Below are 14,520 nucleotides of genomic sequence, written 5' to 3'. Positions count from 1 at the left end.
TCTTATGGTTATTTTTCTTCGACATCATCATTACTAAGTAAGGTTGCATCGGCTTGATCTTCGGCGCGACCTTCACTGCTGATTTCATCATCATCTTCAGCGACAAACTCAGGTACAGGAATCGGATTAATGTTGCCAGGTGCTGGAGCGTCTGGAGAATAGTCATAATATGGCTGTTGCTGCCATGCAGGCGGATGATCGATATCGATATTTAAGCTAGAGATCGCGTCTTTAACCAAACGCATTTCTACTTCGCCTTCATCAGCCAAGCGTTTTAGGGTAGCAACAACAATATGAGCGGCATCAACGTTAAAGAAGCTACGTAGATTCTCACGGGTATCAGAGCGACCATAACCATCAGTACCTAGTGTGGTATATGGGCGGCTATCTGGCAACCAAGCACGGATCTGTTCTGAATAGTTGCGCATATAATCCGTTGCGGCAACGACCACACCTTCGTGCGGTGCAAGCTGTTCAGTAATCCATGGCACGCGCTCTTCATCCATTGGATGTAGACGATTATAGTCATCACACGCCATACCATCACGTGTCAACTCATTAAAGCTGGTGACGCTCCAGACGTTCGATGTGATATTAAACTCGTCTTTTAAGATACGTGCCGCTTTTTGCACTTCACGTAAAATAACACCAGAACCTAATAATTGAACTTGCGCAGAACCATTATCTTCTAACAGATACATACCACGTTTGATGCCTTCTTCAACGCCTTCTGGCATTGCAGGTTGCTCATAGTTCTCATTCATCACGGTGAGATAGTAATAAATACGCTCACCTTCAGCATACATGCGGCGTAAACCATCATGCATAATCACTGCCAACTCATAACCAAAGCACGGATCATAGCTCACACAGTTAGGAACGACGTTGAATAAAATTTGCGAATGACCATCTTGATGTTGCAAGCCTTCACCATTTAACGTCGTGCGACCTGCCGTTGCACCCAATAAGAAACCCTGTGCTTGACAATCACCAGCGGCCCAAGCCAAATCACCAATGCGTTGGAAACCGAACATAGAGTAATAAATGTACATCGGAATCATTGGTAGCGCATTCACTGAATAACTGGTTGCCAGCGCAATCCACGCACTCATTGCACCCGCTTCGTTAATACCTTCTTCTAACATATGACCATCGATGGCTTCTTTATAACCCATCAAGGCTTCACTGTCTTCAGGTGTATACTTTTGACCAACGGCAGAGTAAATACCCAATTGACGGAACATACCTTCTAAACCAAAGGTACGCGCTTCATCAGGTACGATAGGTACGACGCGGTCTTGGATGTCTTTGTTCTTTAGCATTGCTGATAATAGCCGCACAAACACCATGGTGGTTGATTGTTCTTTACCGTTACTACCTTTTAAAACACGATCAAAGATAGATAAATCAGGGATATTCAAAGGAATATGACCACTACGGCGATTTGGCAAATGGCCACCCAAGGCTTCGCGGCGACCTTTTAGATACTTCATCTCTGCTGAATCTTCAGCTGGACGATAGAACGGAAGCGTTTCTAACTGCTCATCAGTAAATGGTAAGTCAAAACGGTCACGGAAGTACACCAATGCTTCTTGATCAAGCTTCTTGACTTGATGTGATTTGTTAACCGCTTGGGTGGTGGATAGGCCATAGCCTTTGACAGTCTTCACTAAAATAACCGTCGGCTGACCTTTGGTTTTCATGGCTTCACTAAACGCAGCATAAACCTTCATCGGGTCATGACCACCACGGTTCAGACGTGAAATATCTTCATCCGTTAAGGCATCTGCCATCTCTTTTAATTCAGGATACTTATTAAAGAAATGCTCACGGGTAAATTTGGCATCGCGCGCTTCATATAGCTGATACTCACCGTCGACTGTCTCTTCCATACGATGTTTAAGGACACCAGTATCATCATTAGCAAGCAGACTGTCCCAGTTACCGCCCCAAACCACTTTAATCACTCGCCAGCCTGCACCGCGGAATACGGATTCAAGTTCTTGAATAATTTTACCATTACCACGAACAGGACCATCGAGGCGCTGCAGGTTACAGTTAACGACCCAAATCAGGTTATCCAGCTTTTCACGACCAGCAAGAGAAATAGCACCTAAGCTTTCTGGCTCATCTGTTTCACCATCACCTAAGAACGCCCAAATCTTACGACCTTCTGACTCTAGCAGTTTGCGGTTTTCCATATAGCGATGTACATGGGCATGGTAGATTGACATGATAGGACCTAAGCCCATCGAAACCGTTGGGAACTGCCAATAGTCCGGCATCAAATAGGGATGTGGATAGCTTGATAACCCTTTACCACCGACTTCACGGCGGAAATTATCCAACTGATCTTCAGTCAAGCGACCTTCTAGATAAGAACGTGCATACATACCTGGCGCTGAGTGACCTTGATAATAAATCATATCGCCGCCGAAATGATCGCTGGCAGCACGGAAGAAATGGTTAAAACCAGTTTCATATAGCGTCGCACTAGAAGCAAATGATGCTAAGTGACCGCCCAAATCGTCATCGTTTTTATTGGCGCGCATCACCATTGCCAAGGCATTGTAGCGAATCAAGGCGCGAATCTTGCGCTCGATCGTCAAGTCACCTGGGTACATCGGCTCATCTTCAACGGCGATGGTATTGATATAGGCCGTATCTAAACGGTTAAAGGGCAGGCCTTCTTGTACCCCCATATTATATAAGGCTTTTAATAAGAACTGCGCACGATCTTTATCGGCATGCTTAATCACAGACTCAAAAGCTTGCAGCCATTCCTGCGTTTCGCTGCTATCAGCATCCTTGTAATAATTCATCTTCTCTAATCCTTTTTTATCAGTCATCCCTACACGGTGGCAGGGTATTATTAAATCACAGAGTTATACATATTTTCGTAAGCAAACGATTTACCTAATGCCTTCCTTGCTGCATCTCGTCATTCCATTATATGTCTTGGCTATTACAGACCAGTGCTAATAATCAGCAACTGTAGCTTGGCATGGGGTTCAAACAGACATCGTAGTAAAAGTAAACGACAGCCGATATGCGACTTTCATCATCAAATGATATTGACGCTCTATTATAGGGGTTTATTCACGTATTGTTTATAGCTATAAAGAAATGCCAATATGACAAGTATTTTTAAAATAAATAGTGATTATGTTTTTTGAGATATTTGGGAGGTTTGTTGGGAGATACTTTGTAATGAGCGGTAAATATAATATTTAGCAGAAATATATGTATTTGGTCATATTAAATCTGCCATTCATCCGTTTTCTAAGAAATTTACAAAATTATTGCTTAATATGATGAATTACGTAATATACACAGGTTTTTGGTTATGTTTATCGTGCGTATTTACATAAATGATTGTTAGTGAATATCAGTTTATAGGGATAGCAATATGTATCAGACTCAGCGCTTCGTAAATGCAATAGCTTCACAATTATTTGGTACATATCTATATCGAATATTGGCGTTGATGACAGCGATGGTTTTTCTTGCGATCAGTCATTCATCATTTGCACTTGCCCCCAATCCTGGATCTAACCTAGCATGTCCAGCTGGTTCAACCAAAGGAATATTCGATAACAGCAACTACACCAAGCTCAAAGAGAGTTTTGATACAAATACTTATCAAGCCATGACAAGCACATCAAGTTTGTCTATTCCATTGAAAATCAAAATGACCATTGAAGAGATCAACGTTAATACTTCTGGTAATACTACTATGGTTACAGGAACCAGTGCCAATCCTGCTATAGATATTAATAGAAACTTCAAAGACCTGACATCTCGTTCTGAGATCACTTTAGACTTTCAAAACACCGGGAATAGCGACTCTCTTTATTTAAATAATGTTGCCATAAGCGCGTTTGATATCGATAAGAACATAGGCAGCAATAAGACAGGTTGGGATGATTTAGTCAGCATCACTGGCATAACTCGAAACAATACTAAGATTAAAGGGACTTTCCAAAGAATATCTGGATCTAGTGTCGTTGAGCTAGGAAATGGGCTTCAGACCTCTTCTACAAATGCATCATTTAACTGCACTGCTGCTCTTGATACAAATTGTCAAGGGTCTGTCTTATTTAGCGAGGATATCAGATCAGTCACTTTTAGCTACACCAATACTAATAATATCACTACGCCCACAAGTCAAAGGTTTCAGTTTCGAGTAGATAGCTACTGCCACACTCCGCAATATACTTTTTCAGGTATCGTTTTTAATGATAATGGCGGTATCACAGATGCTAGTGCTACTAATGCCAATATTACAACGGGTCCTTATGCTAATAACGCTAATTACTTTAACGGCATATTCGATAACACTACACCTAATGCTGAAGCTGGTATTACTGGTAGCACTATTGAGCTTACTCACTGTACAAACGGCTCTATTTACGGTTCGCAATTAGTTGATGCTGGTGCATCTACTATTGGTCAATATAAGATAAATGTTCCTATTACTACCATCAGTGGCAATACCAATAATCTCTGTCTAATAGAAAAAAATAATAATACCGGTAATGTCTATACTATCCGTACCAATAGCGATAAGAAAGTGATTGCATTTGCAAATACCACTTACCATTATCCAGATAATAATTTCGGTAGAGTCATCGCTGCGAATGCTGCTTTAGTATTACAGAAATACCAGTTTGTAAATGACTGTAATGCCAGTACTTTAAATTATACTACAGTACCGACTACTTCTGATCCAAGAACTGGATTTAGTATGGACTCTATTTTAGGCAATATTACTCCACAGCAATGTATTGCTTATAGAATTACCGCCACCAACCGTGCAAATAACGCAATCAACGATTTTGTGATGCGAGATGTGTTGCAGAAAAAAGGAGTAAACAGTGCTCAAGTCACATCAGTACTTGCCAATCCTCCACTCTCAACGACTGATTATAATGCTGCAGAAAACCCCGCTATTGGAGCAAACGGTGAAGTCAAAACCAAAACTCTTACGCTCAATGCAAGAACCAATCGCAATTTTTACTTCAATACCAAATATGGAAGTACATCGAATCCATAGTGATTACTTATCTTGTATCGTCCCTAACATTAGAAAAAAAATTTTCAACAAAAGCCCTATCTCAAAAGATAGGGCTTTTACCGTTTAGTCGCCTTAAAATGCCGTTTGTCTTATTTATAGTGAAATTTTGTATTTAGTTTGTGACAATAGCTTTAATAAAAAATCTGACATTACCTAAACTTTTATAGATTACTGATTACGATTTTTGAATCATATAAGATGACATTTAAGTCTCATTAATAGCAATAGTGTAAACAAGGAATACTATATGAAAGGTTTTAATGTTTTACGCAACACATTACTAGCTAGCTTAGCGTCAGTATGTTTGTTAAGTACCGCTCATGCCGATGACGCTTTAAAAATGGATTTAACTGCCAATCAAGTCACTAAAAACGCTGCGGGCAAAACCAGCTATGTGCCCGTTCGTACTGCTCCAGCAGGTACTGTTATTCAGTATAAAGCCACTTATAGCAACACCATCAATAAAGATATTCAAGACTTAGCAGTTATCTTGCCTATCCCTGCCAATATGACTTTCACTGGTGAAGCAAGTCCATTAAGCGCTCAAGCCAGCATCGATGGTAAGAACTATATGGATATGCCATTGATGCGTAAAGTCGATGGCAAGATGGTCAAAATTCCGTTTTCTGAATACCGTACCCTGCGTTGGAATATCAAGCTGTTACCTGCACAGAAAAACGCCGTTGTATCCCTCAATACCATCGTTGAATAGCACACTTATAGCGCCTTTTATCTAAATACTCTAGGAAAATTACTTTATGAAATCTAATCTATTCAAATATTCCATGTTGACTGTTGGTATTGTTACTGCGATGGGTATTACTACTGCCAATGCAGCTACCCCAACAGGTGGTACGTCCGGCTCATTTAATGTAAATAACAAAGCGACAGCTTCTTATACTGTCGCTGGTAATACGACTGTTCAAACTGCTGAATCAAATGTCGTCACCGTTAATGTTTCTGAGACGGGTTCTTTTAGTTTGATTTCTACTGTTGTTGATGCCAATCCTAACGATGATTTTGGTAGAGATCGCGCTATTAATGCACAAGCCGTTTCGACCGTAGATTTTACCCATACCTTGGCTAACGCCGGTAACATTAATGATACTTATACCGTCAATATTGCCAATGCCACTGGCGATGATTTTGATTACAACCTAGGTAGTAGTGTTATTAAGTACCAAAAAGTCGATGCTAGCGGCGCTAATACTGGTGGTTTGGTGACCATTGCTAACGGCGGTACGATTGCATTAGCACCAGGCGAAAAAGCGTTAATCACTGTGACAGCCCAAGCCGATACTAAACGGGTTGCAGATGCTAATGGTATCCTAACCGTAACTGCTCAAAGTGCCTACCTAAAATCGAAACCTAGCAATAGCGCTGTTGCTACTTATACTGCTACTAACACTGATAATGCGTTAACCAAAACGCCACTTTACGCTATCACAAAATCGGCTATTACCAATCTTGGTAATAGTAATTTAGATTTAAATAGTAGCACTGCTTATGTCGATTATACGATTACCGTAAAAAACGAAGGTAATATCGCTGGTACTGCAATCAGTATCTCAGATGATCTACCATCAGGCTTGGTAGCAATAGCGTCAGGAGAAGCTAACTATGTAGCGCCTACTGTTACTGCCTCTAATGGTAGTGCAACAGGTACAGCTGTACTATCAGCCGCTAACAAAACCATCACGGTAGCTGGTCAAAATATCAAAGTTGGCGAAACGATCACCGTCACTTTCCGTGCCAAAAAAGCAACTGGCGCAACCGCTACTAGCTCATTCGTCAACTATGCAGTCGTCAGAGACAATACCAAAGACGATGCTACTGCGAATACGCCTGATATCATCGATAGATCTGATAATGGCACTAATCCAGGCGGTCCTACTGAAAGCACTTATGAAGATCCTGCTAAACCTCTAGTAGGTAAAGACGATAATACCAATGCAACCGTAAACACGACCAATCAAACGCGTGCTATTGCCATCACTCCTGGTGCCAATAAAGAAATTGCGCTTGTTACCCCTAACACTATTAATGACGTGACTAACAATTACACTTATACCATCACTAACAATGGTACTGACGTTATAGAAGCAGAAGGAACAGGCAATAATGCCAGTGCTGTCAAACTGTCTATAAAACCAACGGCTACTCAAGATAACGGCATCATTGATAATCCTAATATCAGTATTGCACGTGTCTATGTAGACGCTAACAACAATGGTAAGTTTGACACTGGTGAAATTGAACTTACTGGTGTAAATGGTATCTACGATCTTAATGCTGCCACTCCTTTTGTAACAGGTAGTACGACCACTCGCAAAGGGTTAGCGCCTGGCGAGAGCGTCAAAATTGGCGTACAGGTTGCTTCAACAGGTAAAGGTAGCAACGATCCAAACTCTACAACAGATAATGTAAACAACATAGGTGACTTTGAGACTTTAACAGTCGCTGTACAGCCTAATGGTGCCGTTAGCGGTACTGCCGCGCCTACTAGCACTGCTGGCAACCCATTATCTACAACCTCTACGACGACCTTGCAAGGTATTAATCTGAAGAAATACCAAATAGCGGCTAATTGTGACGCTGATCCTACTGTTACTGCTGCTGCGTGGTCGACTGGTAATGTAACTGCTAATGCTGATCAATGTGTCTTCTATAAATTAGAAGCTAAAAACACATTCATGGATGTGGCCAAAATTGTTAACAACCTTGTGGTTTCAGATACGTTAGACAGCAAACTTACTTATCAAACCAATAGCTTCTCAGCGTCCCCAACAGCAACGACTCAAACGCTCGGTCAGTCAATCCAAGTGACATTTGCGAGTATCGCTGCTAATACGACAGCCAACGTTATATTTGCTGCAAAACCTTCGCAAACAGGTACTAATTCAACTAATCCTTAATAAAAAATTAAATATCATACTTCTTCGAAATCTATAAGTATCACAAGATGCTTATAGGCTAAATCTCTAGCTTGAACCAATCGATTTTGATTAGTCAAGCTAGAGACGCTCCATTCTGTTACCCCTTTATATTTTATTGGATAAGCGACTTATTATGACCTCTAGTGTAATCAATACGTCTAAAAGCTTAACATCAGGCACAGCCAAGGTTTCGGCTCTGACGCTTGCTATGTTGCTTATGCAATCAAATATGGCTTTTGCTGCACCTAATACTGCTGTACAGACTATCGCTAACATCGCCAACGCAAGCTACAACGTCGACAGTCAAGCTGCCATCGTTATCTCTAGCACTTCTAACCAAGTGAGTGTTCAATCGTCTGCTTTCCCCCAATATGGTATTAGCCTAACTTCACCGCCAACAAAGACTATCGCCCCTGGCTTGACCGTTAGTTGGAAAAACCTTCTGACCAATACCAGTTACAGTGATCAGACTATCGATTTGAGCCTGACTATACCTAATAGTTTATCGAACATAAAACTCTATCAAGACTTGAATAACAACGGACGCTTCGATGATGGTGTTGATAAAGCGATTAAGTTAAATAACAATTTAACCGCTCAGATTACTTTAGGTCAAAGCGAGAGCATTGAGCTTACTATACAAGCATTATCTGATACCAATGCTAAAGCCGATGATACTGCTAGCATCAAGCTTGGTGCTGCTGTTGTTGAAGACCCTTCTATTACCGCTTTAGTGAGTGACGAGCTAATCATCGTTGAAACACGTCTCGATTTTATGCTTTATTCATGGGATGGCTATAGAAGAACATCGCAGGTAGGTGAAAATATCTATCTTGAAGCCAGCTGTGCTAAATGTAACGTCCGTGATAGTGCACGAGATGAAATATGGATAACGATTACTTCCTCTAAAACGGGTGATAATTATTCACTTAAAGCTATTGAGACTGGTGATAATACCGGTAAATTCCGTATAGAAGCACCAACAGAAAATAATGCTAATGCCATTAATGACGATATCATTCAGACGCTAGAAGGTGATAATTTACTCGCTACGTTAGAGGCTTATATCGACTCAAATGGTATACGACAGGAAATTAAAGAAGCTATCAGTAGCAATATCGCTATCGTTAATGATATCCCAACCCTACAAGTTACCAAAGAAGGTGATGTCAAAACTGCCTCACTTGGTGATTATGTTAACTATACAATTAATATCAAAAATGATGGTACCAGTACGGCTTATAACGTTGAATTAAAAGACGCTTTACCGCACGGATTTGACTACGTTGGTGGTAGTGTGAGTATTGATAAAGCGCAAACCACTGAGTTTAAAACCGATGGCAAATATCAAGTTTTAAGTCTGGGGAATATGGATGCCAAAACTAGTAAAGATATTACTTATCGCGTATTGGTTGGTTCATCAGCATTAGGCGGTGATGGTATCAATCGTGCGACTGCCATTGCCAAAACTGAGCAAGATCAAAGCCTCGTATCAAGAGAAGCCCAGTGGAAAGTAGAAGTCGATCGCGGTGTTATGAATACAGACGGCATCATCGTTGGTAAGGTCTACCACGATATCAACCGCGATGGCATTCAACAAAAACAAGGTGGCGAGCTTGGTGTTGCTGGCGTGCGACTCTATATGGAAAACGGCAACTTTGCTGTCACTGATCCTGAAGGAAAATACAACTTTTATGGTATCAGCGCCAAGACCCACGTATTGAAGGTTGACCGCACGACTATTCCAAACGCCACAGAACTGGTTACCCAAAGCAACCGTAATGCTGGCGATGCAGGTAGCCGTTTCGTTGACCTAAAATATGGCGAGCTGCATCGTGCCGATTTCGGTATCGTTGGCGGTATGGCGGATAGTACTGAACGCTTAAACGCAGAGCTTGTAGCGCGTAGCAAAAGTATCGGTGCCAAAAACGATCGCTTAGAGCAAGCGGTTAAAAGCGAGCTAATTTTAGATCCTGACTATAACCGCGACAATAAAGACAATATCAATGCCAGCGGCTGCAAATCTAACGATGTTTTAGATGCAGGGATTCAATGCGATTCAGCCATCGTCAATGAAATGGTCAACCCATCTGCAAATCGCGTTGAGATGGCAATTACTAAAATTGCACCTCCTGTAGAAAAAGAGTTAGAAGAATACTTGAAAGAAGTGGCTAACAATAACGTCGCCTTTATTAATTTAGATGAAGGTCAACAGCTCACTACTTATAAGCAAATGGTACAGGTGCAAGCACCACTCGGGTCGATATTTACTTTATATGCCAATGGTAAAGCGGTATCAGAACAGCAAATAGGTAAAACCGCTGAACAACAAAAGCAGAATGTCACTGCATTTGATTATTACGCAGTCGATTTAAAGCGTGGCACTAATACCTTACGCGGTGTCGCAACCGACGTGAATGGCAAAGTTATCTCTGAGCAAACTATCAAGGTATTAACACCGGATATTTTACAATCTATTAGTTATCGTACCCAAAAACAACTGGTAGCAGCTGATGGCGTCAGCGATTATCAAATTGATATCAGTCTAAAGGATCGTGATGGTCGTCCTTATATAGCATCAACTCCTATCACCATTGATACCAATATTGGTCGTATCAACTTAGCAGACAGCAGTAAAGATCAAGCCGGCACGCAAGTTACTGTCAATGGTGGTGAGCTGTTGATCTCCGTGACTGCGCCAAGCGCACCCGGTAAAGGTGAGATGATCATCGATACAGGCAGTACTAAGCAAGTAATTCCGCTACAGTTTACAGCTCAATTGCGTCCATTAATAGCTGTTGGTATCGTTGAAGGCGCGATAGCGCTCAAAGACTTTGATGGTAGTAATATCACTGACGCACAAGGTGCATTTGAAAAAGAATTACGCGAAATAGCTGGTAACGATGATTACTCAGCGACGGGTCGTGCGGCAATGTTCTTAAAAGGCAAAGTACGCGGTGATTATCTATTAACGCTTGCTTATGACAGCGACAAAAAAGGCGAGCGCCTGTTCCGTGATATCGAGCCGGGCGAATACTATCCCGTTTATGGCGACTCATCAGCCAAAGGTTTTGATGCGCAATCGACGAGCAAGCTATATGTACGTCTAGATAAAGGTCGCTCATTTGCCATGTATGGCGACTTAAAGACTCAAATTGACAACGATGAAGGTATTAAGCTCGGTCAATACAATCGTACACTGACTGGTGTCAAAGCCCAGTTTGAAGATAGCAACACGCGTATTACTGCTTTTGCCGCTGAAACCAGCACCTCCCAGCGTGTCAATGAAACTCGTGGTTTGGGCATTTCAGGTCCTTACCCGCTTGCTAATGATTTTGATGCAGTATTAGAAAATTCAGAAACTATAGAAGTAATCACCCGTGATGCTAATAATCCTGGACGTATTGTGCGCCGTGAGACCTTGACGCGCTTTGCTGATTATGAAATTGATCCTATTAGCCGTAGCTTATATCTAAAATCACCGATTGCTAGCCAAGATATCGATGGCAACCCTATCTACTTACGCGTTACTGTCGAGGTTGATGAAGGTGGTGAGAAATATTGGGTAGGTGGCGTCGCTGCTAAACGACAATTGACTGATAAAATCACTATCGGTGGCAGCTATATCAACAGTGACGATCCACTTAATAAAGAAGAGCTTGCTAGCGCTAATACTGTGGTTAAGTTTAATGACAAGCTAAAACTGGTCGCAGAATATGCCAAAAACAAAGCTGAGAATCCAAATTTCGAGCCAAGCAATCAGATCAATGCGGACAAACTAACAGGCGATAATGCTGAGGGTGACGCTCTACGTATCGAGCTTGACTATGATGATAAGAAAAATACTCGTGCAAAAGCCTATCATAACGATACCGATATCGGTTTTGTCACTGGCGCGTCACCACAAACTGCTGGTCGCACCGAATCTGGCATCGAAATCATCCACACTTTAAACGAGAAAAAGACTGCGCTTAAACTTGAAGGCGTGCGCACAGAAGATCATATTACTGATGCAAGTACTGAAGGCGTACAGGCCAGTATCGAACAGCGTTTAAGCAAAAATATCGTTGGTGAAGTCGGTGTACGTTATTACAAACAAGAAGGTGCTTCACGTAATATCCAAGCAGCAACAGATGTGGTGGATATTACTAATGATACTTTTGCAAATGATGACATCATCAATCAATCTGCGCTAAGCAACGTCAGCAACACTGAAAAAGATATCGAAGGCACCACTGCCCGCGCCCGTCTAACCGCGCATTTGCCAAAGCTAAATAACTCATTGGTATTTGCTGAGTATGAGCAAGATATTGAACACAGTTCACGCAACGCAACCTCTATCGGCGGTGAAACAGCACTGGGTAATTTAGGTCGACTTTATGCTCGCCATGATTTAATCAATAGCTTGTCTGGCAGCTATGGTTTAGACGATTCTGAAGAGCGTCAACGCACTGTTGTCGGCTTTGATGCCACTTATATGAAAGATGGCAAGGTTTATAGTGAATACCGTCTACGTGATGCCATCAGTGCTCGCGAAGCGGAAGCTGCCATTGGTCTAAAGAATAAATGGTATGTGCAAAAAGGCTTGACGCTTAATACCTTACTCGAGCGTGTCGAATCTTTAGAGGGTGAGAAAGACAGTACCTCAACTGCAGCAGGTTTTGGCGTTGAATACCTTGCTAACGAAAATTACAAAGCATCAGGGCGCCTAGAAAAACGCTGGGGCGATACCAGTGACACCTTATTAGGTAGTGCTGGCATTGCTTATCGTTATAGCGATGAAGTTACTTTATTAGCCAAAGATATTTATTCAAAAGTTGATTATGATGATGGTCATCGGACTATCAATCGCTTTCAACTTGGTGCTGCCTATCGCGATTACGATAGCAATCAGCTTGATATGCTGGCCAAGCTTGAATATCGCTTAGATGATAATGCCACTGGTGATGACCCTTATCAAAAGGATGCTATTGTTTGGTCATGGAGCGGTAACTACCATCCAACGCGCCCATTAACGTTATCAGGTCACTATGCAGGTAAATATACCGAATACGATGCTCAAGGTATCGCAAGTGACAATACCGCTCATGCTGTGTACGCTCGCGGCTTATATGATATTAGCGAGCGCTGGGATATTGGTTTACAAGCAGGTACTTATTGGAATAAGCAAGCAAATGACCTAGCCTATTTAGTTGGCGCTGAAGTTGGCTATAGTCCAATGAACAATTTATGGTTATCGCTTGGTTATAACTTCATGGGCTTTGAAGATGAAGACATCGCTTATGACGATACTACCATCGAGGGCGCTTACTTTAGACTACGCTTCAAGTTTGATGAAGATCTATTTAAGCGTGAAGACCGACGTAAAAATAAACGTGCAGCACCTGTATCCTCTACATTATAAGACGGTCAATTAAAAAGGCACCATCTTGAATGACGTTTTTCTGGAATCGTTTTTCCTTATTCACATGCACTAAAGCAAGATAAAGACTTCAAAATCTTATTCCAATAGCACTATATTTTTGAAGTAAATTGACTATAGCATTTGATAAGCGATAAAATCAGTCTCAAAATTGCCAGCACCGATACTTATCAGCTTACTACAAGGTTTTCGCGTTATGCTTTACTCTACTATTAAAGTAGCTACTTATAAAAATCCAATATGTGCTGCGTTTTCAGCTGTTTTGCTATTATCAACGACTTCATGCGTATCAACCACAGCTACGACTCTTCAAAAAAGTGGGAATATCACTACTATAGACACCTCTGATTACTGCCAGAGTCAGGATTTAAAAGCGACATATAAAAACCAAAATTCGCAGCAACGGGCGATGAGCTGTATGCTAGCAGAACTGCAGCATTATCAGCAAAAAGATAAAACTGCGCAGCAACAGTACTTTGCTTATAAAGCCCAAGCTTGGCTCAACTATGCCATCCATAAAGACAGTATGAATAGTCGCTCACCTGCTGGATTAGAAGCGGCAAAATCTGCAGAAGCTATTTTGCAAGCATTAAAAAAAGGCTCAGAAAACGATCTTGTTCTTATCCAAAATATATCTGCCTCATCAGCGCTAATGCGACCTGATTTATGGGCAACATTAAGTGCCCTCAAAGACAGCGGTGGTATTGCAAGCGCTCCCCGTGAAATAGCATTTAGTGAAGTGGCATTAATCTGGGCAGCGACCGACCAATGTGAACATAATTCACGGCAGGCAGGCAGTCAATTTCGCATGGCTGACCGCTGGCTTGAACAAGCACGTGAAGCTTTTGTTAATGCTCACAATTCTAAAGAAAACGTGGCATTAGAAGGGCTTATCGTACGTTATTATGAGCAATACTCGCCTTTCGATGCAAGTGGTGAGCGCTGTAATGGACAAGTATTGCCGACACTTGATCAAATGTAGAAATTTTATTCACTATAAGTATTTTATAAAGCTTATACATAAAAATTTAGCAAAAAAATCCGACATATAAATGTCGGATTTTTTTAATGTCTGTCTTTAAAAC

Annotated in this window: 6 protein-coding genes; 5 read left to right on the top strand and 1 reads right to left on the bottom strand. The window is 41.5% G+C overall.

The genetic code is table 11. The features are described 5' to 3' along the window. Window positions 1–8: 8 nt before the first annotated feature. On the bottom strand, window positions 9–2,822 hold the full coding sequence (aceE, locus tag JMX89_RS10345) for a pyruvate dehydrogenase (acetyl-transferring), homodimeric type (protein WP_201551494.1): 2,814 nt from the start codon (window positions 2,820–2,822) through the stop codon (window positions 9–11). 587 nt (window positions 2,823–3,409) lie between these two features. Between aceE and JMX89_RS10340 the strand changes: the two genes are divergently transcribed. From JMX89_RS10340 to JMX89_RS10320, 5 genes are all read left to right on the top strand, one after another. Then, window positions 3,410–5,056, top strand: coding sequence for a hypothetical protein (locus JMX89_RS10340; RefSeq protein ID WP_201551492.1), 1,647 nt, complete (start codon window positions 3,410–3,412; stop codon window positions 5,054–5,056). A 268-nt stretch (window positions 5,057–5,324) separates the two neighbouring features. Next, on the top strand, window positions 5,325–5,789 hold the full coding sequence (locus JMX89_RS10335; RefSeq protein WP_201551490.1) for a hypothetical protein: 465 nt from the start codon (window positions 5,325–5,327) through the stop codon (window positions 5,787–5,789). Between the two features lie 46 nt (window positions 5,790–5,835). After that, window positions 5,836–7,992, top strand: coding sequence for a beta strand repeat-containing protein (locus JMX89_RS10330; protein WP_201551488.1), 2,157 nt, complete (start codon window positions 5,836–5,838; stop codon window positions 7,990–7,992). A 154-nt stretch (window positions 7,993–8,146) separates the two neighbouring features. Continuing rightward, window positions 8,147–13,417 carry a DUF11 domain-containing protein gene (locus tag JMX89_RS10325; RefSeq protein ID WP_201551486.1) on the top strand — a complete coding sequence of 1,757 codons (5,271 nt, stop codon included), beginning with the start codon at window positions 8,147–8,149 and terminating at the stop codon, window positions 13,415–13,417. A gap of 436 nt (window positions 13,418–13,853) precedes the next feature. Continuing rightward, window positions 13,854–14,417 carry a hypothetical protein gene (locus tag JMX89_RS10320; protein ID WP_227673073.1) on the top strand — a complete coding sequence of 188 codons (564 nt, stop codon included), beginning with the start codon at window positions 13,854–13,856 and terminating at the stop codon, window positions 14,415–14,417. The last annotated feature ends 103 nt before the right edge of the window (window positions 14,418–14,520 follow it).

Origin of the sequence: Psychrobacter sp. DD43 (genome assembly GCF_904846555.1) — a bacterium.
Lineage (GTDB): Bacteria > Pseudomonadota > Gammaproteobacteria > Pseudomonadales > Moraxellaceae > Psychrobacter > Psychrobacter cryohalolentis.
This window is presented reverse-complemented; position numbering and strand designations above follow the sequence as displayed.

What these genes read in the sequence shown, in the direction of transcription:
- JMX89_RS10335 (WP_201551490.1), top strand. Translation starts at nt 5,325, where the DNA reads ATGAAAGGTTTTAATGTTTTACGCAACACATTACTAGCTAGCTTAGCG.
- JMX89_RS10320 (WP_227673073.1), top strand. Translation starts at nt 13,854, where the DNA reads ATGCTAGCAGAACTGCAGCATTATCAGCAAAAAGATAAAACTGCGCAG.
- JMX89_RS10330 (WP_201551488.1), top strand. Translation starts at nt 5,836, where the DNA reads ATGAAATCTAATCTATTCAAATATTCCATGTTGACTGTTGGTATTGTT.
- JMX89_RS10340 (WP_201551492.1), top strand. Translation starts at nt 3,410, where the DNA reads ATGTATCAGACTCAGCGCTTCGTAAATGCAATAGCTTCACAATTATTT.
- aceE (WP_201551494.1), bottom strand. Translation starts at nt 2,822, where the DNA reads ATGAATTATTACAAGGATGCTGATAGCAGCGAAACGCAGGAATGGCTG.
- JMX89_RS10325 (WP_201551486.1), top strand. Translation starts at nt 8,147, where the DNA reads ATGACCTCTAGTGTAATCAATACGTCTAAAAGCTTAACATCAGGCACA.